The 26,582-nt window shown below is 70.8% G+C and carries 27 protein-coding genes and 1 tRNA gene; 14 read left to right on the forward strand and 14 right to left on the reverse strand.

Features of this window, described 5'->3' with window-relative positions; all coding sequences use genetic code 11:
* Positions 1-172 precede the first annotated feature (172 nt).
* Both mepK and AC1RRS_RS20725 read left to right on the forward strand, forming a co-directional pair.
* On the forward strand, positions 173-853 hold the full coding sequence (gene mepK, locus AC1RRS_RS20720) for a peptidoglycan L,D-endopeptidase MepK (RefSeq protein WP_492856809.1): 681 nt from the start codon (positions 173-175) through the stop codon (positions 851-853).
* A 30-nt stretch (positions 854-883) separates the two neighbouring features.
* The gene (locus AC1RRS_RS20725; protein WP_110119728.1) at positions 884-1,228 is read left to right on the forward strand and encodes a hypothetical protein; all 345 of its coding nucleotides are present in this window, start codon (positions 884-886) and stop codon (positions 1,226-1,228) included.
* Between the two features lie 170 nt (positions 1,229-1,398).
* Here the strand turns inward: AC1RRS_RS20725 and hfsH are convergent, their stop codons facing one another.
* From hfsH to hfsE, 4 genes are read right to left on the reverse strand one after another with little or no spacing between them, the layout of a single operon-like run.
* Entirely contained in the window at positions 1,399-2,181 is a 783-nt protein-coding gene (hfsH, locus tag AC1RRS_RS20730; RefSeq protein ID WP_487290829.1) for an oligosaccharide deacetylase HfsH, read from the reverse strand.
* On the reverse strand, positions 2,181-3,113 hold the full coding sequence (gene hfsG / locus AC1RRS_RS20735) for a polysaccharide biosynthesis protein HfsG (RefSeq protein ID WP_492856810.1): 933 nt from the start codon (positions 3,111-3,113) through the stop codon (positions 2,181-2,183). Before hfsG ends, hfsH begins: the two co-directional genes overlap by 1 nt.
* Positions 3,110-4,549, reverse strand: coding sequence for a polysaccharide biosynthesis protein HfsF (hfsF, locus tag AC1RRS_RS20740; protein ID WP_492856811.1), 1,440 nt, complete (start codon positions 4,547-4,549; stop codon positions 3,110-3,112). The genes hfsG and hfsF overlap by 4 nt, the downstream gene beginning before the upstream one ends.
* A 2-nt stretch (positions 4,550-4,551) precedes the next feature.
* Positions 4,552-6,012 (reverse strand): polysaccharide biosynthesis protein HfsE, encoded by a 1,461-nt coding sequence (gene hfsE / locus AC1RRS_RS20745; protein WP_492856812.1) that lies wholly within the window; start codon positions 6,010-6,012, stop codon positions 4,552-4,554.
* A gap of 140 nt (positions 6,013-6,152) precedes the next feature.
* Here hfsE and AC1RRS_RS20750 point away from each other — a divergent pair.
* A tRNA-Ser gene (locus tag AC1RRS_RS20750) sits at positions 6,153-6,243 on the forward strand.
* Positions 6,244-6,291: 48 nt separating this feature from the next.
* On the opposite strand, the gene AC1RRS_RS20755 is transcribed toward AC1RRS_RS20750, so the two are convergent.
* The 3 genes from AC1RRS_RS20755 to AC1RRS_RS20765 all read right to left on the reverse strand — a co-directional run bounded on the left by AC1RRS_RS20755 (position 6,292) and on the right by AC1RRS_RS20765 (position 9,118).
* Complete coding sequence (locus AC1RRS_RS20755; RefSeq protein ID WP_492856813.1) at positions 6,292-7,188, reverse strand: ankyrin repeat domain-containing protein; 897 nt, start codon at positions 7,186-7,188, stop codon at positions 6,292-6,294.
* A 5-nt stretch (positions 7,189-7,193) separates the two neighbouring features.
* Positions 7,194-8,132 (reverse strand): Tle-like phospholipase domain-containing protein, encoded by a 939-nt coding sequence (locus AC1RRS_RS20760; RefSeq protein WP_492856814.1) that lies wholly within the window; start codon positions 8,130-8,132, stop codon positions 7,194-7,196.
* Between the two features lie 281 nt (positions 8,133-8,413).
* The gene (locus AC1RRS_RS20765; RefSeq protein ID WP_492856815.1) at positions 8,414-9,118 is read right to left on the reverse strand and encodes an ArsR/SmtB family transcription factor; all 705 of its coding nucleotides are present in this window, start codon (positions 9,116-9,118) and stop codon (positions 8,414-8,416) included.
* 72 nt (positions 9,119-9,190) lie between these two features.
* On the opposite strand from AC1RRS_RS20765, the gene AC1RRS_RS20770 reads away from it, so the two are divergent.
* Complete coding sequence (locus AC1RRS_RS20770; protein ID WP_492856816.1) at positions 9,191-10,558, forward strand: MFS transporter; 1,368 nt, start codon at positions 9,191-9,193, stop codon at positions 10,556-10,558.
* Positions 10,559-10,646: 88 nt separating this feature from the next.
* Positions 10,647-11,114, forward strand: a complete 468-nt coding sequence (locus tag AC1RRS_RS20775) for a surface-adhesin E family protein (RefSeq protein WP_492856817.1) — start codon at positions 10,647-10,649, stop codon at positions 11,112-11,114.
* Between the two features lie 6 nt (positions 11,115-11,120).
* Here AC1RRS_RS20775 and AC1RRS_RS20780 read toward each other — a convergent pair whose 3' ends face one another.
* Together AC1RRS_RS20780 and AC1RRS_RS20785 are read right to left on the reverse strand one after the other, a co-directional pair.
* Positions 11,121-11,441, reverse strand: coding sequence for an immunity protein YezG family protein (locus tag AC1RRS_RS20780; RefSeq protein ID WP_110119735.1), 321 nt, complete (start codon positions 11,439-11,441; stop codon positions 11,121-11,123).
* Between the two features lie 20 nt (positions 11,442-11,461).
* A complete protein-coding gene (locus AC1RRS_RS20785) occupies positions 11,462-12,601 on the reverse strand; it encodes a DNA/RNA non-specific endonuclease (RefSeq protein WP_492856818.1) in 1,140 nt (379 codons plus the stop codon).
* Between the two features lie 157 nt (positions 12,602-12,758).
* On the opposite strand from AC1RRS_RS20785, the gene AC1RRS_RS20790 reads away from it, so the two are divergent.
* From AC1RRS_RS20790 to AC1RRS_RS20800, 3 genes are all read left to right on the forward strand, one after another.
* Positions 12,759-14,495, forward strand: a complete 1,737-nt coding sequence (locus tag AC1RRS_RS20790) for a LysM peptidoglycan-binding domain-containing protein (protein WP_492856819.1) — start codon at positions 12,759-12,761, stop codon at positions 14,493-14,495.
* 225 nt (positions 14,496-14,720) lie between these two features.
* A complete protein-coding gene (locus tag AC1RRS_RS20795) occupies positions 14,721-15,323 on the forward strand; it encodes a hypothetical protein (protein ID WP_492856820.1) in 603 nt (200 codons plus the stop codon).
* Positions 15,320-15,835 carry a hypothetical protein gene (locus AC1RRS_RS20800; RefSeq protein WP_492856821.1) on the forward strand — a complete coding sequence of 172 codons (516 nt, stop codon included), beginning with the start codon at positions 15,320-15,322 and terminating at the stop codon, positions 15,833-15,835. Before AC1RRS_RS20795 ends, AC1RRS_RS20800 begins: the two co-directional genes overlap by 4 nt.
* Positions 15,836-16,019: 184 nt before the next feature.
* On the opposite strand, the gene AC1RRS_RS20805 is transcribed toward AC1RRS_RS20800, so the two are convergent.
* From AC1RRS_RS20805 to sctU, 5 genes are all read right to left on the reverse strand, one after another.
* Positions 16,020-16,541: a hypothetical protein gene (locus AC1RRS_RS20805; RefSeq protein ID WP_492856822.1), complete on the reverse strand. Its 522-nt coding sequence runs from the start codon at positions 16,539-16,541 to the stop codon at positions 16,020-16,022.
* 14 nt (positions 16,542-16,555) lie between these two features.
* A complete protein-coding gene (locus tag AC1RRS_RS20810; protein WP_492856823.1) occupies positions 16,556-17,335 on the reverse strand; it encodes a DUF6683 family protein in 780 nt (259 codons plus the stop codon).
* Between the two features lie 83 nt (positions 17,336-17,418).
* Entirely contained in the window at positions 17,419-18,114 is a 696-nt protein-coding gene (locus AC1RRS_RS20815; protein WP_492856824.1) for a hypothetical protein, read from the reverse strand.
* A 91-nt stretch (positions 18,115-18,205) separates the two neighbouring features.
* Positions 18,206-18,577 carry a FliO/MopB family protein gene (locus AC1RRS_RS20820; RefSeq protein ID WP_110119740.1) on the reverse strand — a complete coding sequence of 124 codons (372 nt, stop codon included), beginning with the start codon at positions 18,575-18,577 and terminating at the stop codon, positions 18,206-18,208.
* Positions 18,578-18,591: 14 nt separating this feature from the next.
* Positions 18,592-19,716: a type III secretion system export apparatus subunit SctU gene (gene sctU, locus AC1RRS_RS20825; protein WP_492856825.1), complete on the reverse strand. Its 1,125-nt coding sequence runs from the start codon at positions 19,714-19,716 to the stop codon at positions 18,592-18,594.
* A 438-nt stretch (positions 19,717-20,154) separates the two neighbouring features.
* On the opposite strand from sctU, the gene AC1RRS_RS20830 reads away from it, so the two are divergent.
* Genes AC1RRS_RS20830 through AC1RRS_RS20855 form a run of 6 tightly spaced genes read left to right on the forward strand, consistent with a single transcriptional unit; the run spans position 20,155 to position 26,580 of the window.
* Positions 20,155-20,679, forward strand: a complete 525-nt coding sequence (locus tag AC1RRS_RS20830) for a lytic transglycosylase domain-containing protein (protein WP_492856826.1) — start codon at positions 20,155-20,157, stop codon at positions 20,677-20,679.
* A gap of 10 nt (positions 20,680-20,689) precedes the next feature.
* Positions 20,690-22,702, forward strand: a complete 2,013-nt coding sequence (locus AC1RRS_RS20835) for an FHIPEP family type III secretion protein (RefSeq protein WP_492856827.1) — start codon at positions 20,690-20,692, stop codon at positions 22,700-22,702.
* Positions 22,703-22,715: 13 nt separating this feature from the next.
* Entirely contained in the window at positions 22,716-24,620 is a 1,905-nt protein-coding gene (sctC, locus tag AC1RRS_RS20840) for a type III secretion system outer membrane ring subunit SctC (RefSeq protein ID WP_492856828.1), read from the forward strand.
* A 4-nt stretch (positions 24,621-24,624) separates the two neighbouring features.
* Entirely contained in the window at positions 24,625-25,803 is a 1,179-nt protein-coding gene (locus AC1RRS_RS20845) for a SctD/MshK family protein (RefSeq protein ID WP_492856829.1), read from the forward strand.
* A 42-nt stretch (positions 25,804-25,845) separates the two neighbouring features.
* On the forward strand, positions 25,846-26,151 hold the full coding sequence (locus tag AC1RRS_RS20850) for a hypothetical protein (RefSeq protein ID WP_492856830.1): 306 nt from the start codon (positions 25,846-25,848) through the stop codon (positions 26,149-26,151).
* A 27-nt stretch (positions 26,152-26,178) separates the two neighbouring features.
* On the forward strand, positions 26,179-26,580 hold the full coding sequence (locus AC1RRS_RS20855) for a hypothetical protein (protein ID WP_110119745.1): 402 nt from the start codon (positions 26,179-26,181) through the stop codon (positions 26,578-26,580).
* The last annotated feature ends 2 nt before the right edge of the window (positions 26,581-26,582 follow it).

Below are 26,582 nucleotides of genomic sequence, written 5' to 3' on the forward strand. Positions count from 1 at the left end.
AAGCCGCTCACGCTTTCGGCTGTCATGCCCGTCCCGGCTCCGCTTGACCCGAGCGCCCTCGTCAGGCCTCTTTTGGTGCGTAAGCCTTTCCGATCCGGAAAGTTTATCGTGTTCCAAGTGAGCTTAGGCGGCCTTCGGGCGGCCTGACGCAGTCAGTCGGGAAAGCGTATCCATGATCGAACGACGCAAGCTTCTGGGGCTTGGCCTCGGTGTGCTGGGCGCCAGTGCGGTCGGGCCCATGGCGGCCTTCGCACAGTCCAAGTTCGGCCCAGGGGCCGATCCCATCGCCGACCTGCTGATGAAGCAGGACCTTGGCAATGCGGCCGAAGGCATGTCGGATAACGACCTGCCGCAAGCTTCGGTTCCCGCGCCCCGGCCGACGATCCAGCGCGTCTCGTCCGAACCCCGCTGGGTGAAGCTGCACAACGTGCACACCCAGGAAAAGGTCGAGGCGGTCTATTTCGAGAAGGGCGAGTACGTGCCCGACGCCGTCCAGGCCCTCGACAAGGTGCTGCGCGACTATCGGACGGGGGACGTCGCCCCGATGAATCCCGAGCTTTTCGACATCATGGCCGGCCTCGCGGCGCGCACCGAGACCAAGGCTCACTTCCAGATCATTTCCGGCTATCGCTCGCCCAAGACCAACGCGATGTTGCACGCGCGCAGCGGTGAGGTCGCCAAACGCAGCCTGCACATGGACGGCAAGGCGATCGATCTCTATCTGGAGGACGTCTCGCTGGATCGTCTCCGGACCGCGGCCCTCGACTTGAAGCAGGGCGGCGTCGGCTACTATCCGGTCAGCAATTTCGTCCACGTCGACGTCGGCCCCGTCCGGCGTTGGGTCGGCTCCTGAGGTTGGAGCCGTCCCTTTAGGGAGCTCCAGATGGCCAAGGCCGAACGTCGCGGCAATCCGTTGGGATGGATCGTCCTGGGTTTCGTCGTCGGCGCCGTGGCGGCCCTCGGCGTGATCCTGGTGGTCAGCGCCGGGGTCGGTTTCGACAACGGCGGCTATCAGGAAGGTCCCGAGGTGCGCACCGCGGCCGATGACGCCGCCAGCGCCGCCGTCACCCGCACGCCCGCAGCGCAAGCCGCGCCGGCGGCGACGCCCGAACCCGAAAAGCCGCCCGTGGTCGAAGCGCCCGCGGCTCCCAAGCCCGCTCCCGAAGTCGACCCGCAGATGGCCGACGACGCCGCGGCCGCCGGCATGACCTCGCGGACGCGCCAATAATTTCCCTCTCCCCTTGCGGGAGAGGGTGGCCTCCGAAGGAGGTCGGGTGAGGGGTCTCTCAAACGCAAGACGCCGCGGCAGCCGATCAGCTGTCGCGGCGTTTTTCGTGGGTGCGACCCCTCATCCGTCAGCTTCGCTGACACCTTCTCCCGCAAGGGGAGAAGGGGGTTCTACAGCCCGATCCGCTTCGCGCCCTCGGCCACCGTCACCACGTCGAAGCCGGCGTTGACCGCGCCGTCGACCAGCCGTTCCAGCGCCTCCACCGTGCAGCCCCAGGCCGACGGCTTTTCCGCCACGTCGTGGGTGTAGAGGATCAGCCAGGCCTTGCGGCGGTGCGCGGCGTCCAGCCAGCGCAGGGCGACAGCCTCGCCGTCCTCGCCCTCAATGCCGACGGCCGGGGCCTGGTTGAGGTCGGCGCCGTTGGCGATCAGGCCGTGGTGCAGCGCCCGCAAGGTCTTGAAGCGGCCGGCCAGGGCGGTCTTGGCCGGCGCGGCGACGTCGCCATAGGGATAGGCGAAGCTGACCGCGCTTCCCACGCCCCAGGCGGCCAGGGCGTCGGTGTTCTGGGCTACGTCGGCCAGGGCGACCTGGGTCGAGGCCTGGCCGCAGTCGAGGTGGCTGAAGGTGTGGCAGCCGATCTCGTGACCGGCGGCGTGCAGGCGGAAGGCGTCCTCGCCCGTGGCGTAGCGCCCCATCGGCCCGTCGCGGCCCGTCAGGCCGGCGGCGAAATAGTAGGTGCCGCGAAAGCCCCGGGCCTCCAGCACCCGCGCCCCGGCCTCGCAGGCCGTGGCCGGCGCGTCGTCGAAGCTGAACGACACCATCGGCCGGGTGAGCTTCACCCGCGCCGGGCGGCGGTGCTGCAGGCGGATCAGCCGGCGGCGGACCTTGCCCTTCAGCGAGCGGTCCGGCTCGTAGGCGTCCACCTTCTCGAAGGTTTGTTCGACTGCGGTCATCACACGGCGTCCGAATAGAGGGCGGCCCGGTAGAGCCGCATGGAGAATGCACGAAGAGGCGTGGGCAGCGATTCCGAAAGCGCGATGGCCTTCAGCCACGGCCGCCAGGTCGCACGCAGGGGAACGCCCTTGAGGGCCCTGGCGACCTTGTAGCTGGGATAGGCGCTGACCACGTCGCGGTGGGCGGCCACCACGCGGGCGAAGTTGGCGGCCGACTGCTCGTACTTGGCGGCCATCACCGGCGCGGGGTCCAGGCCCAGGTGCGTGGCGGTGTTGTCGATGTGCAGGATCGGGTGGGCGTGGGCGACCCGCATGGCCCACTCGACGTCCTCCCAGCCCCAGCCGGCGAAGCCCTCGTCGAAGGCGACGGTCTCGAAGACGTCGCGGCGCACCAGCAGGTTCGAGGTGAAGACGTGCTTTTCCGGCTCGCGGGCGCGTTCGGGCGCGGGCGTGCAGTCGCTCTTCAGCGCCATGGCCCGGTGCAGGGCGTGCTCGGGCCGGATCGGCGTCTGGTTAAGGGTGAAGCCGCCGAAGGCCACGGGCGCGTCGTCGCTCGCCACCGCCAGCCAGCGCGACAGGAAATCGCGCGGGTCGGGCAGCATGTCGCTGTCGAGGAACAGCAGGTGCCGCCCCCGGGCGTGGGCGGCCAGGCGGTTGCGGCCCTGGGCGCGGCCGGCGTTGCGCGACAGCCGCACGAAGCGGGCGGGGCGCTTCAAGGCGCCGATGATCTTGCCGATACGGGCCGCCAGGGCCTCGTCGCCGCCGCCGTCGTCCAGCACCACGATCTCGGCCGCGTCGTCCTTGCCATCCAGGGCGCGGAGCAGGGCGGTCGGGTCGTCGCGGAAGGTCGGGATCAGCACCGACAGGCGCGGGCCGGCGGAGGCCCACGCGGCGTTGTCGAAGATGGTTTCCGTGATCGGGGGGGCGGTCATGCGGGGCGGAACCTGCGGGTGATGACGGCCAGGCGGCCGCGCGCGCCCCCGGCGTCGAGCAGCAGGGCGGCGCCGGCGAAGGTCGCCGCGCCGAGGCCCGCCTTGAGGATCAGTTCGAACAGCCCGCCGAAGTCGGGCAAGGCCAGGACCAGGGCCGCCATCAGGGCGCTGGACAGGCCGACCTTCGCCAGCGCCTCCCACGGGATCGGCAGGGCGCAGGCCCGGCGGCCCAGCACCCCGGCGGCGATCGCGCCCAGGCCATAGCTGGCGGTGGTGGCCCAGAGGGCGCCATTGAGGCCGAAGCGGGGGATCAGGATCAGGTTCAGCGCCAGGTTGGCGCCGGCCGGAATGGCCATGCAGACGCTCAGCATCGTCGTGCGCCGGCCAAGCGTGAAGGCCTGCAGCAGGTAGTAGGTGGTCACGCCCGACAGCCAGCCGCTGGCGGCGATCCACGGCGTCACGCCCGCGGCCCCGTCGCGCAAGGCCGGGCCGATCATCACCTCGGTCAGGGGGCGGGCGACCAGGGCCAGGCCGACGGCGGCGGGCAGGGTCAGCAGCACCATGAAGTCGGCCTGTTCGCGGGCGCTTTCCTCCAGCGCCGGCTGGCCGCCGCGTTCCAGCGCCGCGACCATGGCCGGGCCGCCGGCCATGCCCAGCCAGATGAAGACGACGTCCAGAGTGCGCGAGCCCAGCGAATAGCCGGCGTGGTAGACGCCGACCGCGCTCTCGTCGAGGAAGGCCGCCAGCAGGAAGCGGTCGGTGGTCGACAGCACCAGGGCCAGGATCAGCGAGAAGGCCACTGGCAGGCCGTAGGCGGCGTAGGACTTTGCCAGCGCCTTGTCGAAATGGCCGCCCTTCAGCCGTCCAAGGTCGGCCGGCAGCACGAACACCAGGCACAGCAGCGAGATCGCGCCCATGCCAAGGATCGGCGCGGCGCCGCCCAGACCGACGAGCGCCAGGATCAGGCCGAGCGCGAAGCCGCCCACCGTCTGGATCACGTCCAGCAGGGCCGCGCCCGACACCTCGCCGGCGGCGCGGCGTCGTTCCTGCGAAAGCTTGGCGAGACTCTTGACCGCCGCGGCGGCGAAGGCGGCCGCGACGGCGACTTTCAGCGCCGGGGCCATCGGCCAGAAGCGCAGGATCACGGCGGCGACGACCGGAATGGCCAGGGCCATCAGGACCCACAGGCGGTAGAGGGTGGCGAAGTGGTCTGGCAGGCGGCCGTCCTCCTGCGCCCGGGCATGGAAGCGGGCCATGGCCGCCTCGGTCCAGGTCAGCAGGGCCGTCTGGGTCAGGCTCAGCGCCGAGAAGGCCAGCGCATAGGTCCCGTACTCGGCCGGGGTCAGCACCTGGGTGAACAGCACGATCGTCAGGAGGCCGACGACCCCCTGGGCGATGTTGACCGGCAGGTAGCCGAGGACGCCGCGCCAGAACATGGTCAGCGCACGGCGGTCTTGTCGCCCAGCAGGCAGGGCACGGTCATCAGGATCACGTAGAGATCGAGCCAGAACGACTGCCGCTCGATGTACTCGACGTCGTAAGCGACGCGCTGGCGGACCAGCTCGGGGGTGTCGACGGCCCCACGCGAGCCCTTGATCGCCGCCCAGCCGGTGACGCCGGGCTTCATGCGGTGGCGGTGGGCGTAGGTGGCGACCAGCTTGGCGGACTCCACGTCGCCGGTCATCATGCCGATGGCGTGCGGGCGCGGCCCGACGATCGACATCTCGCCGGTCAGCACGTTGAACAGCTGCGGCAGCTCGTCGAGGCTGGTCTTGCGGATGAACTTGCCGACGCGGGTGACCCGGTCGTCGTTGGCGCTGATCTGGCGGGCGGCCTTGGCGTCGGCCATCTCGTGCCGCATCGAGCGGAACTTCCAGATCAGGATCGCCTCGTTGTTGAAGCCGTGGCGGCGCTGGCGGAAGAAGATCGGGCCGGGGCTGTCGAGCTTCACGGCGATCGCCACGATCAGCATCACCGGCGCGGCGACGATCAGGCCAAGGCCCGTGACGACCAGATCCTGGGCGCGCTTGACCATGGCCCGGCGGGCGTCGGTGGGCGCGCCCGACAGGTCGGCCAGGCGTCCCATGGCCGCGTCGCGGTCGGCGTCGCCGCCGATGTCGACGATCATGCTGACGGGGTTGGGCAGTTCCGACAGCCGCTCGACCAGCTGACCCACGCGGGCCTGGGCGGTGGAATCGACGGCGATCACCACGCGGTCGACGAAGGGCATGATGCGGTGGTCGACCAGGGCCTTGGTGTCGCCCAGCACCGGCACGCCCATGACGGCCTCCGGGGCGCGGGCGGCGCGGTCGTCGAACACGCCCAGCACATTGACCTCGCCGGTGCGCAGGGCCGCGGCGATCAGGCGCTCGGCGTTGGTCGTGGCGCCGACCAGCACGATGTTGGGCGTCAGGGTGCCGACGCGGCGGCCGTGGCGCACCAGCGCCCACCAGCCGGCGTGCACCGCCAGGAACACGGGCAGGACCAGGGCCAGCCAGCCGCCCACCGGATGCGCGCCGCCCAGGGGTGTTTGGGCCAGCGGCGTCAGGGCCACGACCTGGACGGCGAGCGTCGCGGCGCCTACGGCGGCGGCCGTGCGCAGCAGGTGACGGATCAGCGGTTCGCGATGGGCGAAGACATAGGCTTCCAGGCCGTGCAGGGCGGCCAGCAGCACGCCGGCCCCGACCAGGGGGGCGGCGAGGGCGCCGTCGCGCGCCAGCCAGAGGGCCAGACCAAGGGCGAGAATCGAATCGGCGGCGCGGAACCAGCGGGTCAGGTTCCGAATCTGCACCCGGGCGCGCGCCGGGGTGAGACGTTCGGGCCGAAAGGGGCCGCGCCGGCTACGAACATCGTCGGACGCATGACTTGCGTCCGCGGGGCGGGCGAGGGCGGAACTCATGATCGCTCTTGGGCTTCTGCACACGGGAGAACAGGGTTCAACCTAGCGTGGCCGTCTGAGCGTCGCGTTAACGCGATTTTCCTTCGACGCTCGATTGTCATTCTGCAGCGAACAGGCTATCGAACCGCTCCCTCTCAGGAGGAGACGTGGCCGAGAGGCTGAAGGCACCGCTTTGCTAAAGCGGCATACCTCAAAAGGGTATCGAGGGTTCGAATCCCTCCGTCTCCGCCATCCCCCGCAAAATCACTGAAAACACCGCCCTTGGCGGGCAATTCGCGCCTAATTGCGCCGTTTGTCGCCGGTTTCGGTCCAGAACCGGCGCATGCGGGCGACGACCGCTTCGGGCGGCGGGGATTTCCAGCCGGCGGCGCGGGCTTCGGGCGGGGGCCAGGCGCCGGTCAGGGTGAGTCGGCGGGTCTCGCGGGCGTCGGGCGCGCCAGGCAGGCGCCAGCCGTTTTTCTTCAGGGTCTCGATCACGCGCGGACGGGCGGCCTGTTCCTCCGACTCGCCGGGGCGCATGGGGCCGGCCAGCACGGTGGCCACCGTCTCGCCGTTGCTGCCGACGGCCCAGGGATCGGCCCCTTCGTCGAGCAGCAGCTGGGCGATGCGGAAGTTCTGCTGCTCGATGGCGATGCGCAGCGGCGTAGCGCCCGTGGGATCGTGGTCGTTCACCCGCGCCTCGTGCTGGAGCAAAAGGCGCACGGCGCCCAGCGAATTGAGCCCGATCGCGGCCTTCAGCGGCCAGTAGGTGTCACGCCGCTGCGGATTGGCGCCGGCGGCCAGCAGCTGGGTGGCGAAGACCGGATCCCTGGCGCGCAGGGCCAGACTCAGCGGGATAGCGTCGCCCCCGCCGTCGGGCGGGACGCCCAGGTCCAGCAGCGCCGTGACCATCGGCTTGTCGCAGCGGGCGATCGCCAGGCTGAGGAGGTCGCCGTTGGGACCGCCGCGCGTGGCCTTCAGGGCTGGATCGGCGCGCAGGCGGCGGGCGGTCTCGTCGACATCGCCCTTGATCACCGCCGCCATCAGGTCGCGACCGGCCTGGCCGTGGTCGGCCGCCGCCAGTGCCGCGCGGGCGTCGGGCAGGGCGGTGCCGCCGACGAAGCATGAGGCAAGCGCAGCGTCCGTCATCATCACCATCGAGGCCGCCAGGGCGGCGATCCGGGCCGAACGGGTCACGGGCCTCAGTTGGCGGCCGCGCGATAGGCCGCGTCAAGGCTGGAGGTCAGCCAGGCCTGGCCGTGCAGGTCGAGCAGCGAGGCGTCGTCGCCTGACTGGCCCTCGGGGCCGACCGCCGTCAAGGCGTGGCGCTCGCCATAGGCCGGCGGGGCGTCGAGGAACAGGCCGCCCAGGATCGCGCCGGGGATCCCGCCCACGAGACCGCCGAGGCCCGCGCCCAGCCAGCGGTCGCCGCCGTCCTGCACCCGGCTCAGCGGATCGCCGTCGATATAGTAGGCGTCGACCTGGGGCGCGGGCGCGCCGCCGGCCTGGGCGGCCTCCAGCGTGTCCTCGTGCAGGCCCGCGGCGTTGAAGGTGTCGGCCGGCAGGCCCGAGGCGACGGCCGCCGCCGAGGCCAGGCCCCCGCCCAGGGAATGGCCGGTCAGGGTGACGTCCTCGCCCGCCGTCCGCAGCCGCTCGCCGATCAGCAGGGCCTTGTCGTAGTGGCCGGAGTCCAGCCCCAGGCCCTGTTGCAGGTTGGCCTTCCAGTCCGCGGCGCTCTGGGTGCCGCGGAAGGCCACCACATAGTCGCCCGCCGTATCGACATAGACCCGGGCGCGGAAATCCGAGCCGGCCTCCTCGAGGTCGGAGGGATCCAGGCCCAGCCGCGCCAGGTCCTCGTCGCCGGCCACGCTCCAGCCGGCCGGCGGGTTGGGGGTGTCGTTATAGACGTCGGCGGCCAGGGCCATGTGCACCCTGGCCTGCGCCAGTTCCGCCGCCTTGCCGCCGCCGGCCGCGACGGCCGAGACCTTCACGTCGGCCTGGGCCGTGACCGACACCGCCGGCCGCGAGGCGGGGGCGTTCCATTCGGCCGCGACCCGGGCGTCGATCGCGACCTCGGCCTTCGCTCCGACCGTGCTGCGGTCGCTGGTCGCCGTGATCCCCGATCCGCCGTCGATACGCATGACCCTGTCCCTCGATGTGAGCGTAGGGGCGGATGCTGCGCGCGGGGCGGGGGCGGGACTAGCTGGGGAATTCCCTAGCGTAGGCGCGAGATCAGAGACCTCCCCCAGTCAAATCCACGATCGATATCAAGTCCCGTCATTCCCGCCCTTGTGGCGGGAACCCCTGGTTCCGCTCGCAAGTGAGGCGCAAGCGACGTGCTGAGCACGTCGCCCCAACTGCCCTTGCGGCTGACAGAGGGTTTCCCGCCACAAGGGCGGGAATGACGGGAGATGAAGTGACCTCAAGCCGCCACGCGGCCCTCGTCGTCGAGGCTGACGCCCAGCCGCGCCTTCAGCTCGCGCGCCCCCTCGGGCGTCAGGCGCACGGCGCGGCCCTTGGGCTCCAGGGCCAGCCAGCCTCGCGCGGTCATGACATCCAGCAGCCTGACCCCCAGCGGTCCGGCCAGGTGGTGGCGGCGCTCGGTCCAGTCCAGGCACTGGCGGGCGACGCCGCGCGGGGAGGAGAGGGCCTCGACGGCGATCCCCAGTTCGTCGAACCAGGCCCGGCCCGCGCCTGTGACCTCATAGAGCTTGCCGTCCGTCGGCGTCAGCAGGTCGCCCTCGACCAGGGCCTGGGCCACCTTCACGCCCAGCCGTCCGGCCAGATGGCCGTAGCAGCAGCGGGCCTCGCGCAGGGCGCGGGCCTTGGGCGAGCGCGGGACCTCCAGCGAGCGCACCGGCGCGGCGATCGCCGACAACGCCTCGATGGCGTGGGCCACCTCGGCCGAGGCCAGGCGGTAATAGCGATGCCGGCCCTCGCGCTCGACCGCCAGCAGCCCGCCCTCGACCAGCTTGGACAGGTGGTTGCTGGCCGCCTGAGCGCTGACCCCGGCCGCCCAGGCCAGGGCGCCGGCCGGCTGGGCGCGGCCGTCCTGCAAGGCCTGCAGCATGGCGGCGCGGACCGGGTCGCCGATCAGGGCGGCGGGGGTGGCGATGTTGGCGTCCATGGGTCCACTCTAGACCCATCGCCGGCGCGATGGTTCATCGGCGCGTGTAGCATTCCATCGCCGGATCGGCGCATGACCGGGGCCATGAGCGCACAGACCTCCCGCCTGCCGTGGATCACCGCCGCCGCCAGCTTCGGCTTCCTGGTCACCCAGCTGGACGTCACCATCGTCAATGTCGCCCTCGACGCGATCGGCGACGCGTTCGACGCGCCGACGGCCCAGCTGCAATGGGTGGTCGACGCCTATGTGCTGGCCCTGGCGGCCATGCTGCTGTCGGCCGGCGCGATTGGCGACCGGATCGGACCTCGGCGCGCCTTCCTGGCCGGGCTGGCGCTGTTCGGCCTGGCCTCTGCCGCCTGCGGGTTCGCGACGAGCCCGCTGGCCCTGATCCTGGCCCGCGTGGCGCAAGGCGCGGCCGGGGCTCTGCTGATCCCGCCGTCCCTGGCCCTGATCGCCCACGCCGCCCATGGCGACGACCGCCGGCGCGCGGCCGCGGTCGGCTGGTGGACGGCCGCCGGCGGCGTCTCGATCGCCGCCGGGCCGGTGCTGGGCGGCCTGCTGGTCGAGACCCTGGGTTGGCGCTGGGTGTTCTTCGTCAACCTGCCGCTCTGCGCGATCGGCGTGATCCTGACCCTGCTGGTCGCCCCGCCGAGCCTGCCCAAGCCCAAGGTCCCGTTCGACCTGGTCGGCCAGGCCCTGGCCGCCGCCGCCGTCACCCTGCTGGTCGGCGGACTGATCGAGGGCGGCCATCGCGGATGGAGCGGCGCGCCGCTGGCGGCCCTGGTCGCCGGTCTCGTTCTCGCGCTGGCCTTCGTGCTGTTCGAGCGCCGGGCGGCCCATCCGGCCATGCCCCTCAGCGTCTTCCGCCGCCGGCCGGCCTGGAGCGCGGTGGTCGTCGGCTCGGCCCTGAACTTCACCTATTACGGCCTGATCTTCGTGCTGGGCCTCTACATGCTGCGGACGCTGCACTGGACGCCGGGCAAGGCGGGCTTGGCCTTCCTGCCGCTGACGGCGACCTTCATCGTCTCCAACCTGCTGAGCGGATCCCTGGTCGGACGCTTCGGGGCCAGGGCCGTCACCAGCGGCGGCGTGCTGGTCGCCGCCTGCGGTTACGCCCTGACCGCGCGGCTGGGGCAGGGCAGCGGCCTCCTGGACATGCTGCCGGGCTTCGCCCTTATCCCCGGCGGCATGGGCCTGGCGATCCCGGCCCTGACCAGCGGCCTGCTGGCCAGCGTCGACCGCCACGACGCCGGCGCGGCCTCAGGCGTGCTCAACGCCTGCCGCCAGGTCGGCGGCGCGGCCGGGGTGGCGATCTTCGGGGCGCTGGCGGGAGCGGGGATCGTCAGCGGCCTCAAGGCCTCGGCGATCGTGGCGGCGGTGATGCTGGTCGCGGCGGCGGGCGTGCTGCTGGCGCCGGCTATTCGTCCGTCCAAATCCTAGGTCTTCTCGTGGGCGAGTTGATGCGCCGATTGCGCGCCATGCGGGCGTCCTGTAGCGAGGCCTAAGCTCAATCGCCAATGGGGAAGACATGGGCCGAAAACTCGCCGCCGCCGGGTTGCTGGCCGGTGCTCTCGCCTTCGCGGGCCCGGCTCTCAGCGCGGAATACTGGCTGTCCGGCAAGTCGGACCGGACGGTGATCATGGTCGATCGGTCGAGCGAACGGGCCGTCGGCGACAACCGCGAGGCTCTGGCGCTCCTGTTCAACCTCGACAAGCGGTTCGACCCGAAGGAAGCCTACGTGATCCTGAACTATGAGTTCGATTGCGCGGCGAGGGCCACCAAGATCCGCAGCCTCACCGTGTTCGACGCGAACGACGTCGTTATCACCCGGGCCGCAGACCCCAAGGCCGAGTTTCAGGTCGAGCGTCCGGGCACCTTCGGCAACGAGGTGCTGTCGATGAGTTGCGGGACCAAGGCCTATCCCGTCAAACGGGGCCTGACCCTGCCGCAGGCCAAGCTGGTCGCGAGCATGCTGCTGAAGCCGAAGGCCGAGTAGGCGGCCTCAAGCCGCCGCGTAGTCGTACTTCAGGTCGAAGGCCCCGTCCGACTTCAGCGAGAACACCGCCTTCGACCAGGGCTCGTGGGCGCTGGAGGCGGTGAGGCGGTGCAGGTTGCGCAGCGCCTTCGACACCGAATAGTCGAGCTTGCGCACGTCGAGGTCGGCCACCTCGCCGGCGGCCCGGGTGTAGTCGCCGGTCAGGCCCACCGAGCCGTCGATCACGTCGACATGCAGGCGGATCTCCGACCAGGGCTCGGCCACGCTGTCGGCCAGGGCCTGGCCCACATGGCGGTAGATGCCTTCGGGGGTGTCGATGTCGGCCATGGAATCCTCCGCGGCTCAGATTAGTCGTTGAAGAAGGTTCGGGTCGAGGGCTTGCCGTCGATGACGTACTCCACCCTGAACGCCTCGGGCCGCTTGGAGGCGCCGTCGAACACCGCCTTGATGTCGACATCGACCTGCTTGCCGTCCTTCAGGGCCGCGGCCCACTCGTTCTCCATGGTCTTCCAGCCGCTCTTGTTCAGCGTGCCGTCCATGGCGTGGTAGTTGATCTGCTCGCCGGGGCCGTTGAAGATCGCCGCGATCAGGTGGCCGCCTTCGTCGCCCTCGACCCCGTCCTTGATCCCGCCTTCCTGGCCCGCCTTGGTCTGCTGGTAGCCGTTGCGGTCGGCGTGCTTGAGGTCGAGCGTGCCGGTCACCTGCTCGACCCGGCCCTTGGCGTCGGTGTGATAGGTGTAGCGACCGCTGACCACATAGTCGGTGTTGGCCGCCAGCTCGCCGTTCAGCTTGGCGTTCCAGCCGCCCTTGGCGCCTTGCTCCAGATCGACGCGGGGGCGGGCGGAAAGCGCCTCGTCCAGCTTGCGGCTGGCGGTTTCCAGCGTGTTGCGGGCGCTCTCGGGCAGCTTGTCCAGGGGCAGGGCGTCGATCGCGCCCTTCAGCTTCTCCAGCGCCGGCCTGGCGGCCGCGGCGAAGGCGCTGTCGACCTTGGCGAGATCCGCGGCCTTGCTCACCGTCTCGGCCCACTTGCCGAGCTTGCCCAGCTTGGCCGCGTCGCCGATGTACGGGATCATGCTGACGGCCGACAGGCCCGCTCCGAGAAAGTCGCCCCGGAACAGCGAGATGACGCCGTTGGCGCCGTCCGAGATCGGGGTCGGGTCGAACAGGCCCGCGACGTCCAGCGCCATCTGGCCAAGGTCGAGCATCAGCTCCTGCTTCTGGGCGGCGCTGGCGGCGTCCAGGTCGTCGGCCAGGCGCTTCTGGTCGGTCGGCGACAGGTCGGCTTCGATCTCGGCGCGCAGGCTCTGGGCCTTGGCGGGATCGGATTTGGCGATCTCGGAAAGCTGGCCGGCCAGCTCGCTGGTGTTCAACTGGCCGCCGGTGCGGCTGGCGGCGACCAGGCTGGAGGCCTCGCTCGCGGCGCCGGCCGCGCTCGACGCGGCGCGGCTGGAGGCTCCGAGGGACTCGGCTGCGTTCAGGGCGGACATGCGGGGCCTCCGTTGCGCCTTGGCTGGCCAACGATGGCGGCGGAGAGGGGCGTCCCGATAGCTGGGAGTGTCCCTAGCTAGGGATGTCCCTAGTTATGCGGCGGGCGGGGGAGGACTAGCGTCCCCGGCAGGAAAGCGTCCGTACCAGGAGTTGCCGATGACCGCCGTGTCCCTCAACACCCAGTCATCCGTGTCCGGCGCGGGCGGCGGCGGGCGCTCGGACGACTATGTCGTCAAGTCCGGCGACACCCTCTCGGGGATCGCCGACAAGCACGGCGTCTCGCTGGACGCCCTGATCCGGGCCAATCCGCAGATCACCAATCCCAGCGTCATCCGGCCGGGCCAGACGGTGACCCTGCCGACCGGCGCAGCCGCCGAGCCGCGCAGCTACGAGGTCGCGGCCGGCGACAACCTCTCCAGCATCGGCGCCCAGTTCGGGGTCTCCTGGCAGGCGATCGCCCAGGCCAATCATCTGTCGAACCCCAACCTGATCCATGTCGGGCAAGCCTTGCAGATCCCCGGCGGCGGGACGGCCGCGCGGCCTACACCGCAGACGACGACCACCCAACAGACGACGCCGACCACCACCACGACCGGCCAGGCGACCGGTGTCCTGCCCTCGACCGAGGGCCTGAGCCAGGCCCAGAAGTACGACCTCTACGCCGGCTACGTGAACGCCTATGGCGACGCCCAGGCCAAGGCCGATCTGGCCGCCGGCAAGCAGGTGATCCTGGGCCTGCGCACCGAGACCAGTCTGAACACCAACGGCGGCAAGGGCGCCTATGACGACCGGGTCGTCGTTCTGCAGCAGGGCAAGGTCCAGGAATACGCCGCCAACACCGAGCCCTCGGCCCAGTACGACGGTCGCTATGGCGCCGACTTCAACGGCGACGGTCGCAAGGAACTGGGCCGCATCGCCGAGGGCACGGTCACCTTCCAGAAGAGCACGAGCTCGAACCTCGGGAACGTGCTGCGCCCGACCGAGAACCATGCGGTCCAACGCGACACCAACCACGACGGCCTGATCGATGCGAAGGACACGAAGGGAACCGGCGTCAGCACCGACAACTCGTTCCTGTTCCACGCCGGCGGCAATACCAATACCGGCTCGGCCGGCTGCCAGACGCTGAAGCCCGGCGACTTCCAGGCGTTCTGGAACGGCCTGGGCGACCAGAAGAGCTTCAATTACGTGCTCGTGAACGTCGACCGTCAGGGCCCGCCCGGCGGGACGACGACCACGACCCAGACGCAAGGCCCCGGCGACGCGCGGATCGGCGCCCTGTCGGAGCAGTACGAGACCGGCGGGCGCGGTCCCGGCACGGTGTCGAGCGGGGCGGGCGATCCGGGCGGGGTGTCGTACGGCACCTACCAGCTGGCCGGCAATCGCGGCCGGCCGCAGGAGTTCCTCGCCGCCGAGGGCCGCCAGTGGGCCGCCGAGTTCGGCGGCGCCAGCCCCGGCTCGGCCAGCTTCACGGCCACGTGGAAGGCGATCGCCGCCCGCGAGCCCGAAAAGTTCGAGGCCGCCCAGCACGACTACATCCAGCGCACGCACTATCAGGTGCAGCTCGACAAGGTGAAGACCGACACGGGCGTGGATCTCTCCACCCGCTCGGCGGCGATCCGCGACGTGGTCTGGTCCACCTCGGTGCAGCACGGGCCGGAGACCGGCGCGGTGGTCAAGGCCATGGCGCGGGTGGAAGGGCAGGGGCTCACCCCGGCCGACGGCCAGACCTACGACCGCGCCCTGATCAACGCCATCTACGACGAGCGCGGCAAGCGCGACGCCAGCGGGGCGCTCGCCTACTTCACCAGCGCCTCGGCCGACGTCCAGGCCTCGGTCGCCAACCGTTTCGCCAGCGAACGCCGGGACGCCCTGGCGATGCTGGGCCGATGAGAACCGCCGCGGCGGGCCGGCGTTCAATCGCCTGACCCGTTCCGGATGACCCCGACGATGAAGCTTGCTCCCCCAACCCTCATCGCCCTCGCGCTGGCCTTCGCCGGTTGTGAGCGACCGGCGGCGGCCGTCCCCCCCCTACCCATGGCCGCCGCCGGCACCGCTGAGGCCGCGAAGACGTCGGCGGCCGGAACGCCCGGGGGAAGCCCTGGGGGAAGCTACGTGATGAGCGGCCAGCGCCGCGGCCGGCTGGTTCTGACGCCCAAGGGCGAGGTCTGGCGGATCAGCCTCTCGGGCGGCGCGAGCGCCGATGGCGCGGCCACGGCGGCCGACTGCCAGCTCGAGGCCGAGGGCGAGCTGAAGGACGGACGCATCGACGCTCAGGTCGTGCCTTTCGATGGCGCCAACACCACCCTCACCGCCGCCGACCTGGCGGCGCGGCCGGCCACGGCGCACGTGGAGCTCAAGGCGGAGACGGCGACCGTGACCACCGACTTTCAGGGCTGCGGCGCCGGCGCGGATCTCTCCGGCCGCTATGTACGCCCGGCGCCGGGCGCGATCGCGCAGGGCGCCATTTCTCAGGGAGCGAGCGTGGCCGACCTGTCGGCGGCGCTGCCCGACGCGCGGCTGACGATCCTCGACGGCTATCCCTGGGCGCGGTTCGCGATCGCGCGCGGCGGCAAGCGCCTGGCGGTCGTGCAGTTCGACGGCGAGAACGAGGAGCTGGCCGACGGCCGCAACAGCCAGCAGGCGATCGGCTCGGAAGTGGGCTGGAGCGCGCTGAAGCCCGGCCTGCGGGTGGTCAAGGTCGAGGAGGGCGCGTCGTGATCCGTCCCGTAGAGCGGGCCTCGGGAGTCGATCTCTCCGCTTCGACCCCGTCCACCACGGCCGCCCGCGCCGGCGCGGCCCGGCTGGCGCTGGAGGCGATGGCGACCATCGCCGGCGCGGCGGTGGTCGATCCTCTGCGCGGCGGCGATCGCGGCCAGGCCGCCGCCTTCGTCTGGGCCGAGCACGGCCAGCCTGGCGCCGCCAGCGTCGGCGGCGAACTGCGAACCCTGGCGGCCCAGAGCGGCCAGTCGGTGGCCGGCAGGCTGTCAGCCACCTCGCCGGTCGACGCCGGACGCATCGAGCGGGTGCTGGCCGACTTCGCCCGCGAACTGCGCGCCCAGGCCGCCGACAAGCCGCACATGACACCCTCGGGCCTGGTCGAGCCCCTGATCCGCTCGCTGGCCGCCGGCCTGCAACGCGAGCCGGGGCCCGGAACCGCCCGCAGCGACGCCGTCGAGCAGTTCGTGCGCATCGTCGAGGGGGCGACCGAAAGCCTGCGCGCGCCGGCTTAGGTCACCGGATATTCCAAAATAGCTTGTCATCCCGGCCGGAGGAGCGCGTCAGCGGTCCGTAGAGCCGGGATCTCCCACGCCTGCGGGCTTGGCACGGTGGGAGATCCCGGCGCTCCGCTTCGCTACGGCCGGGATGACAACGCAATAGGTCGTTGAAAGTCGGATGATGGAGTTGAGGCTGGCCCTAGCGCGGATCCGCCCGCACGGTCGGCTGGTCTACCGGGCTCGGGAAGGCCGCCGCCCAGTCCAGCGAGGCGGGCGGAGCGTTGAGACGGCGGGCGGGCGAGAGCACGGCGTCGAAATGCGACTGGGCCTGGATGCTGCTCATCCGCTGGTCCTGGCCGTTCTCGCGGGCGTCCTCGACCTGGCGTTCGGAGCGGGTCTCGACCGCGCCGTCGGCGGCGACGTCGACCACGCCGACGGCGGTGTCCACCGTTCCGCTCACCAGAGATCCGGCGGTGTCGCCGACCAGACCGAGCAGGCCCTTGTCGGCCAGGGCGCCTTCCAGCGCGCCGCGACGGGCGGGCGGCAGGCGGTCGAGCCGCTGGGCGAAGGCCTCGCCGCCGGCCGCCTGGGCTTCTTCCACGAGACCTTGCGAGACCTCGCCGGTCGCCTCGAAGCGGTCGATCTCGCGGTCCAGCCGGTCGGGGCCGGCGGCCGAAGAGGCGGAGGTGGAGGCGCTGGTCGAGACGGGGGCGACGGTCATCGAAGGAGGCTCCTCTAGCGCCGCTGCACGAGGCCGCGGTCTGTCAGGGTCAGGGTGCGCAGATCCACGCCCATCTCGGTCTTGAAGCGGGCCACGGCCGCGTCGCCCAACTGCTGCTGGGCGCGCTGGTCGCCGCGCTTCATGGCGTCGACATAGGCGGCCTGCTGGATCAGGAAGTTCAGCATCAGCACCTCGGAGAACTCCTGGCGCTGGCCCTCGTTGAGGTTGGAATAGGCCGGGTTGGCGGCGATCATCGGCCGGACCTGCTCGCGCACCGCCAGGGTCTGGGCGCGGTTGTTGTCGCCGCGGTTGGCCATCACCCAGTTCAGCACCCAGTAGGCGGCCAGGGCGTCGGCGCTGTCGCCGGGACGCAGGCCGTCTGAGGCCACCAGCTGGCTCCAGTTGCGGACCGGGTCGGTGCGGCGCATGGCGTCGGCCACCTGGCGGCCGCCGTCGGCGCCGGCCTGCCTGGCCATGAATTCGGAGAACTGCTTCTGCACCCGGGCGCTGACGGCCGGCGAGGCGCGGTAGGTGGTCGGGGTGGCGCCGCGCACCGGCGGACGGGCGGATGCGGCCGCGCCCGCCTGCGGGAACAGCGGCCTGGCGCCGGCCGCGACGCCGTTGCGGCCAGGGCTCGTCCCCCCGCGCCCGAAGGCCCGGTCGTTGGACTGCAGGACGTTCTTGAACACCTGGGTGTTGAACTGCGGGGTGACCATGTCGAGCTGGGCGAAGGCGGGACCCTGAAGGCCCAGGCCGGCTGCGGCGACGATGGCGGCGAAAGTGCGAACTCGCATGCTGCGCTTCCTTTTTACCCCTGAAACATGAAGTAGCGGGCGCCGATGACCGGCGCCCGCATGCTCCACAACGCTTGGTCGTATTATTGTTTCCGGGCGATACCCGCGATGGCTTCGCCGATGGTCTTCAGCGAGGTGTTGAGGGCGTTGCTCATGATGTTCGCCTCCTGGCCGTAGGCGGTCATCTTGGCGCTCATCTCGGTGACCTTCGACTCGTCCTTGTTGGACTTGGCGTTGTCGATCTCCTTGGCGATGTCGAGCATGTCGTTCATCTTGTTGTCGACCGCCGTGCCGAGCGCGATGGCCAGCTTCACCAGGAAGCTCTCGCCGCCGCCGGCCGCCGCCAGGGCGCTGGCGCCCTTGCCGCGCTTGGAGCCTTCGGCGTCCGAACCGGCCTGCAGCTCTTCCTGGGCGTTCTTCACGATCCAGTCCACCGCGTCGAAGGTGTCGCGCTGGGCCTGGCCGGCCTGGAAGTTGTCGAAGCCCGCGGCGTCGCTGAAGCCCTGTACGGCTTCGCCCAGGTTCTGCACCGCGCCGCCCGGATCGCCGGCGGCGCTATGGAAGGCCGCCTGGGCCAGGTCGATGGCGCCTTGCGGCAGGCCCAGCTGTTGGCCCAGCTGCTGCAGGACCTGGTCGCCCACCGCCGTCAGCACGCTCTTCAGAGCCGTGGTGACCAGCAGGGAGGCCCCGCCGGTGGCGACGCCCAGGGCGCCTTGCAGCGCGATGTTGGCGATGCTGCTGAACAGGTTGCCGCCGCCGCCGATACCCAGGAAAGACATGTGATGCTCCTTCGATTTCCGTCTGCTCGGAGGGCCTTGGGAGCGTCGCTCCGTCGCCCGGCAAATCGAGACAACCACCTCGCCGCGGCGGTCAGTAGTCGGGTCGTTCCCTAGCTAGGGTTTTCCCTATCAGCTGGCGCACCGCCGCCGCCGGACGGGCGGCGCGCATGCGGGCCTCCTCGCCGGCGCGGGCCTCGGCGGCGATCTCCTCGGGCGTGCGGGCGCGGCGGTCGAGCACGGTGATCTGGCCGGCCGTCACCCCCAGCAGGAACACCTCGTCGCGATAGGCCACCAGGGTCAGCCGCTCGCGCTGGCCCACGGGCAGGGCGCGCAGATAGCGGATCTGGTCGTCGGTCGCCGGCCCCGCCTGCACCTGCTTGAGCAGCTTCAGCGAGAAGAAGGCCAGGCCCAGCACGATGGCCAGGGCAAGGGCGACGGTCAGCAGGTCGAGTACGGCGCTCAAACTGTGGCTCCAGGCTAGGGGAGGGGCGGGAAGGTGGGACCCGAAGGCGTGTCGGGCGGCGGGTTATCGGCGGCCTGGGCCTGCTCGTCCTTGAGCCGGCGGGCCCAGAGGATCACCTCGGCGACGGCGGCGAACAGGTCCTGGGGGATGATGTCGTCGACGGCGGCCTTGTCGCGCAGGGCGCGGGCCAGCTCGACATTGCGGATGATCGGCACGCCCTCGGTTTCGGCCGCCTCGCGCATGGCCTGGGCGATCAGGCCTTCGCCCTTGCCCAGCAGCACCGGCACGGCGTGCTCGGCCGGGTCGTAGGCCAGGGCGCAGGCGATGTGGGTCGGGTTGACCACCAGCACCGAGGCGTCGCGGGCGGCCTGCACCGCGTTCTGCTGCGCCCACTCCTGGTGCAGCTGCCGGCGGTGGGCCTTCACGTGCGGATCGCCCTCGGAATCCTTGGCTTCCTGGCGGATGTCGCGCCGGCTCATGCGCATCTTCTTGGTGAAGGAAAAGCGCTGGTAGGCCAGATCCAGCAGCGACACGAAGACGAACAGCACCGCCACGCCCGCCAGCAGCTGGAAGGTCAGGCCGCCATAGGCCGACAGCGCCCCGTCGGCCTCGCTGGCCGGCAGGGCCAGCAGCTTGTCGAACGCCAGGGCCACGACGATCCAGGTGAACACGCCCAGCAGCAGGGTCTTGGCCAGCGACTTGGCGACCTCGAACAGGTTGTCGACGCTGAACATCCGCTTGAGCCCCTCGCCGGGGTTCATGTGCGACATCTTCGGGCTCATCTTCTCGAAGGTGAAGACCGGGCCGACCTGGCCGAACTCGGCCAGCATGCCCAGGATCGCCACGGGGATGAAGGTGACGGCCGTCAGGGCCACGAACACCTTGCCGCTGGCGGCCGCCGCGATCGGCCAGGCCTCGGCGAACGGGCGGTCCATGACCGCGAACACCTCGTCGAACAGGCCGCCCAGCCGGTCGAAGGCCCAGCCCGCCGTCATCGCTCCCAGCAGCACCCAGGCGCCGAGCACGACGGTCGAGGTCAGGTCCTTGCTCTTGGGAACGTCGCCCTTCTTGCGGGCGTCGGTCAGGCGCTTGTGCGTCGGTTTCTCTGTCTTGTCCCCGCCGTCGTTCTTTTCAGCCATAGCGTGTGTCTGTCGACGATCGTGACGAAACCAACCGGCGCCGAAGGACCGGCAAAGCCGACAAGCGCGCCAAAAATGGCCAAAACGAGGCGAGCTTAGCCATAGTAGTTCTTAAGCTAAGCCATAGAATATGATGCCTGGAAGGCAGTATACTGAGTATGAAAATTGTTTTAATTCCGTGGTTGACAGGATTGATACACGAAAGCTAGCTTTTGAACGGGTAGTATGCACAGGCGGGGCGCTGCATAGAGGGACAGATTTATGCGCAAGTTCCGCGTAGTGGCGTCGAGCGTGTGTTTAGTCTTATTTTGTTCAAGTCCAGTGTTCGCATATGAATGCGTGACCGCTGACGGCTTGAAATTCAGCAGCGCCCTTCCGATCAACGAAAAGTTTTCCCTGGCGCGCATAGATTGCGTCGCTGAAACACAACCGACAGGGGTGTCGGAACAGCTCCGGCTCTATGACGGACCCCAACTGGCCAGCACCGTGATCTCGGCTGGACGCATCGCGCCGGCGCCGGTCGTGCTGGTCCGGGGCGCCTCCGGGTCCACCCTCTACGCGCCGCTGGTGGCCGCCGCCGGCCGTGACTTCGACATCGATCCCGACCTGCTGCGCGCCGTGATGCACGTGGAGTCCCGCGCCAATCCGGGGGCGATCTCGCCCAAAGGCGCCCGGGGGCTGATGCAGATCATGCCGGCCACGGCCAGGCGCTTCGGGGTGCGCGACCCGGCCGTCGAGTTGGGCGACCCGATGGTCAACATCCGCACGGGCGCGGCCTATCTGAAGACCCTGCAGGGCCAGTTCGGCAACGACCTGGAGCTGGTGCTGGCGGCCTACAACGCCGGCGAGGGCGCGGTCATGAAGTACGGCCGCAAGATCCCGCCCTATCGCGAGACGCAGGGCTACGTCTCCAGCGTCCTCGACCGCTATCGCGGCCTGGTCTCGGCGCGCGGCGGCTTCTGAGGACAGCCCGATGAGCGTCGAAACCTATCTCAAGCGCCTTCAGGGGCGGCCGCGCCAGGGCGTCGTCGCACGGTTCAGCGACCTGTTCCTGGTGGCCGGCGTCGTGGCCATCGTCGCCCTGATGATCCTGCCGATGCCGGCCCTGGCGCTCGACGCCCTGGTGGCGGTGAACATCTGCTTCGGCGTCATGCTGCTGCTGGTGGCGATCTACATCTCGACCATCGTCGAGTTTTCGGTGTTCCCCAGCCTGCTGCTGATCACCACGCTCTATCGCCTGGCCCTGTCGATCGCCACGACCCGGATGATCCTGATCGAGGGCCACGCCGGGCACATCATCGACACCTTCGGCAACATGGTCGCCGGCGGCAATCTGGTGGTCGGGCTGGTGGTGTTCCTGATCATCACCGTCGTGCAGTTCATCGTCATCGCCAAGGGCGCCGAGCGGGTGGCCGAGGTCGCCGCGCGCTTCAGCCTCGACGCCATGCCGGGCAAGCAGCTGTCGATCGACAGCGACCTGCGCTCGGGCATGATCGACAAGGACGAGGCCAAGCGCCGCCGGCGCGTGCTGGAGATGGAGAGCAAGCTCCACGGCAGCCTCGACGGCGCGATGAAGTTCGTCAAAGGCGACGCCATCGCCAGCATCATCATCGTGGTCATCAACCTGCTGGGCGGGCTGGCCATCGGCATGCTGCAGCAGGGCCTCGACTTCGGCTCGGCGATCCACAAGTACTCGATCCTGACCATCGGCGACGGCATGGTCACCCAGATCCCGGCGCTGCTGGGCGCCATGGCCGCCGGCCTGATCGTCACCCGCACCACCGACGAGGACAGCGAGACCCACCTGGGCGACGCCATGCGCCGGCAGTTTTCGGCCAAGCCCCGGGTGTTCCTGGTGGCCGGCGGCATCTGCTGGCTGATGGCCCTGGTGCCCGGCTTCCCGGCGGTGATCTTCCTGCTGCTGGGCGGGGCGGCGATGATCACCGGCGCCCTGGTCGACGTCGACATGCGCGCCCGCCTGACCCGCAAGCTCGCGCCGGCCCGCGCCGCCGCCGACGAGGCCAAGGCCTCGCCCGCCGCCGCCCGCACCAAGATCCAGGAAGCCCAGCCGGTGGTGCCGCTGCTGCTCGAGCTGGACGGCGACAGTGTCCGCCGCCACGAGGGCGCGGTCCTGACCCGGGGCCTGGAGGAGGTGCTGGAGGAGTTCGAGCTGCGCCTGGGCGTGGCCCTGCCGCGCGCCTCGTTCCATTACGGCGAGGGCTCCGGAGCGCCGCGCTGGCGGCTGCTGGCCTTCGAAGCCCCTATCGGCGCGGGCGATCTGGTTCATCCGGCGGATCTCTCCGAATTGCAGGACGCCGTACGCCAGGCTTTGCGCCGCAACGCCGGCCTCTTCGTCGGCATCCAGGAGGCCAGCAACCTGCTGACCCGCGCCGGCGCCGACTATCCCGAGGTGGTCAAGGAAGCCGCCCGCGCCCTGCCTCTGGCCCGCATCGCCGAGGTCATGCGGCGCCTCGCCGAGGAAGAGGTGCCGCTGCGCAACCAGCGCGACATCCTCGAAGCCCTGGCCGACGCCGGCCAGCGCGAGAAGGATCCGTTCGCCCTTACCGAGTTCGCCCGCGTCGCCCTGCGCCGCCAGATCAGCCACCGCTACGCCCCCGACGGCGCCCTCAGCGCCGTGGTGCTGGAGCCGCCGCTGGAGCAGCACCTGCGCGAGGCCATCCGCACCGGCGCCGGCGCCCAGCAGCTGGCCCTCGATCCCGACATGGCCCGCCGCGTCACCGACGCGATCCTGGCCAAGGTCGACGAGAGCGGGGCGGCCGTCGTGCTGGCCGCCATCGACCTGCGCCGGCATGTGCGCAAGCTGGTCGAGGCCCGCCGCTTCGACCTCGGCGTCCTGTCGTTCCATGAACTCCTGCCCACCCTGAAGCTCGACGTGGCCGGCCGCGTGGCCTTCCCGCGCGAGCCCCTGACCGTCGTGCCCAACGATCCCGAACCGCCGCCGCCGCCCGCTTCGGCGGCCGCCTGAACCCGGAGACAGAATGTCCCTTCAGAAGGATAGACCCAGCGTTCGCCGCGCCGCCCGGATGGGCGTCGCCGCGGCGGTCGCCGCCGCCCTGGCCGCCACCGCGCCGCAGGTCAGCGCCGGCGAGGTTCCGCTGGGCGGCCGCACCATCGACCTGACAGCCCGCGAACAGCCGATCGCCCAGTTCCTGCAGAACTTCTACAATCAGGTCGGTGTGCCGGTGATCGTCTCCTCGCAGGTGGCCGGCACGATCAACGGCGTCTTCCGCGGCCCGGCCGCCAAGATCGACGCCGACATCTCCAAGGCCTTCGACCTCGTCACCTATTACGACGGCGGCGCGGCCTATGTGTACACCGCCGCCCAGCTCTCCAGCCGCAGCTTCCCGATCTCCGGCTCGGCCTCGCGCCGGGTCGATCGCGCCGCGCGGCAGCTTGGCCTGCTCGACGGCCGCAACACCCTGCGCGCCACCGGCGACATGCTGGTGGCCACCGGCTCGCCGCGCTTCCTGCAGCAGGTGGACGAACTGGCGCGCGGCGGCGTGCAGGCCGAGGCGGCGTCGCCGACCCTGCAGTACCGGGTCTTCTACCTGCGCTACGGCTGGGCCGACGACGTGAACCTGACGGTGGGCGCCAAGCAGGTGACCATCCCGGGCGTGGCCTCGATCATCCGCTCGCTGGTCAGTTCCGAGACCAACGAGCGCTCCGGCGCGGCCGCCCGCAGCGAGACGGCGCTGCCCGCCGCCGTCCAGGGCCTGCGCGGCCAGGGCCTGGCCACGCTCGGCACGCCCAATGCGGGCGGTTCGTTCTACGGCGCCGAAGGGCAGGGGACCCTGGGCCAGCCGCTCGCCAACGAGCAGACCGGCGTCTACGCCCCGCCCAACCCCGTGCGGGTGCAGGCCGACAGCCGCCTCAACGCCATTATCGTCCGCGACGTCGCCGAGCGCATGTCGGCCTACGAGGAGCTGGTCCGCGCCCTCGACGTCGAGCCGCAACTGCTCGAGGTCGAGGCGGCGATCATCGACATCGACACCACCAAGGCCCGCGACCTGGGGATCAACTGGCGGTTCGACGACGGCAGCGGCGGCATTCAGTTCGGCCGTGGCCCCAATGCGCCGGCGGGCCTGGAAGACACCAACCTCACCCGCGGAAACACCTCGCCAAAGCCCTACCAGGGCCTGATCGCCTCGACGATCATCGGCAACGGCGACTATTTCGCCGCCCGCCTCAACGCCCTGGAGACCGAGGGCGTCGCCCGCGTCGTCTCGCGGCCGCAGATCGTCACCCTGTCGAACGTCGAGGCGGTGTTCGAGAACAGCCGCGACTTCTACGTCCGCCTAGCGGGCGAGCGCGACGTCGACCTCTTCAACGTCACCGCCGGCACCACCCTGCGCGTCACCCCGCACGTCACCCGCGACGCCGGCCAGACCCGCATCCGCATGCTGGTGACCATCGAGGACGGCTCGCTGACCAACGCCAGCGTCGACAACATCCCCGTCGTCCGCCGCGCGGCGCTCAACACCCAGGCCCTGATCGTCGAGGGCCAGAGCCTGCTGCTGGGCGGCATGACCGTGCAGTCCGACACCACCGGCTCTTCGAAGATCCCGGTGCTGGGCTCGATCCCGGTGCTGGGCAACCTCTTCAAGGTGCAGCAGCGCAGCAGCGGCCGCATCGAGCGGATGTTCCTGATCACCCCGCGCCTGGCCTCGATCGGCTCGCGGTCTCCGTCGCCGGCGGGGGTGCGCTACGACGCGCCGGCTTCGGGCTTCGAGAACGCCCCGCTGCCCGCCGCGCCGGCCCTGCCGACCGACCGCAAGCCCGCCAAGGGTCCGCGCCGCGGCCCCGCCCAGCCGCTGCCGCCGGCGCCGCCTCCCGTGGCGGCGCAGCCCGACGGCACGATGAAACCCATCCCCAATCCGAGCTAGGCCCATGACCCATCAAGCCCTGCCGCCCGAAGACACAACGGAAGACCTGGCGAAGGTCCACGCCGCGACCCTCGTCCTCAAGGTGCTGTCCGGCCGCGTCGCCGGCGCCCTGCTGCCGATGCCGCCGGGCGAGGCCGCCGAACTCGGCCACGGCTTCGACGCCGACATCGTCCTGCGCGACGCCAGCGCCAAGGGCATCCGCGTGCGGCTGATCGCCGGCGAGGAGGCCGCCGACATCGAGGTGCTGTCGGGCCAGGTCGAGATGCTCGGCCACCGGCTGGAGGCGCCGGCCCGCGCGGTGCTGCCCTGCTACGTGCCGCTGATCGTCGGCGACAACGCCCTGGCCCTGGGCGCCGAGGAAAGCCCCCGCTGGCGCGAGGCCGAGCGCCTGCTGAACGCCGCCGCGCCCGTCGAGGCCCCGCCGGTCGAGGAGGAAGAGGGCGGCCTGTTCGAGGACGGCCGCAGCCTGCTGCGGCGCACGCTGGATCGCGGCGTGCGGGTCGTCGGCGCCACGCCGCATCTGGTGCCGGTGCTGGTGTTCGGCGCGGCCCTGGCCTGCGTCACCTACGCCGTCGCCAACGTGCCCCACTTCGGCGGCCAGGAGGCCAGCCCCTCCAAGCTCCATGCCCTGCTGCGCCAGGAGGGCTACGGCGCCCTGGCCGTGCGGCCCGAGGAGAACGGCAAGCTGGTCATCGCCGGCGTGCTCAACCGCGACGCCGAGAAGGCCCGGCTGACCCGCCTGGTCAGCAACCGCGATCTGCCGGCCAGGGTCGAGGTCGTGACCAGCGAAAGCCTGGCGCAGAACGTCGAGGACGTCTTCCAGGCCAACGGCCTGGCCGCCACCGCCCGTCCCAACGGCCTGGCTCGCGTGCGGGTGCAGGTCGCCGGCCCGGCCCAGGACGTGGCCAAGGTCGAGAAGATCGCCCTGCACGACGTCAAGGGCCTGCGCGCCCTCGACGTGGAGCGGGCCGCCGGCGGCGACCGCCTGGGCCAGGTGTTCGACCAGGGTCCCGGCAAGCGCGTGGTGGCCGTGGTCGGCGGCGAGGCCGGCTACGTCGCCACCGCCGACGGCGCCCGCTACTTCGCCGGCTCGATGCTGCCCACGGGCGACCGCATCGTCGGCGTCGAGAGCCAGGCCGTGCTGGTCGAGAAGGGCGGCGAGACCACCCGCCTGATGTTCTGAGAGCGAGCGAAGCAACCCCAACAAATCCAAGGAGAAGCGACGATGACCGACACGATTTCGAATTACGCGACCATGTCCGTGGCCTCCAGCCTCCAGGGCTCCAACACCAAGAACCGCCCGGGCAGCTGGTTCGAGGCCATGGCCCACGCCTGGGGCCAGGTGCTCGACTCCCAGGCCGTGCGCATCACCGAGCTGTCCGACCAGGTCGGCACCGGCGGCGACGACAAGCCTTCGGTCATGGCCATGCTGACGGCCGAGAGCCTGCGCATGAACTTCATGGCCAATTCGGAAAGCACCTCGGTCGACAGCGTCGGCCGCGCCCTCGAAACCATGGCCCGCAAGAACTAAGCGGCCTCTTCAGCGGAGAGGACGCCCATGTCCTTCGACCCCGTATCGGCGGCCGCCCTGGCCGTCCCCCAGGAAGCATCGCCCCAGGTCGCCCAGGTCGGCTACGGCGCCAGCCTGACCGACGCCGTCCAGTTCCAGAACGCCCTGCACACGGCCGGCGCGTCGGGTGTGTCCGGCCTGTCCGGCCCTGAAGCCCTGGCCCCGGCCATGAAGGGGATCTTCAACCAGCTGGAGTTCGTCAACGGCCAGGCCTCGAACCTGGCCGCCCACGCCAAGGCGGCCGAGGCCAAGGGCGCGGCGATCACGCCCGGCGAGATGATCGGCCTGACCGTCCAGTGCCACGAGTTCATGTTCAACTGCCAACTGACCTCGAACATCGCCAACCGCACGTCCGACGGCCTGCAGCAGCTCTTCCGGCAGCAGTCCTGAGG

This window comes from Caulobacter sp. GW821-FHT12A07 (genome assembly GCF_058807655.1).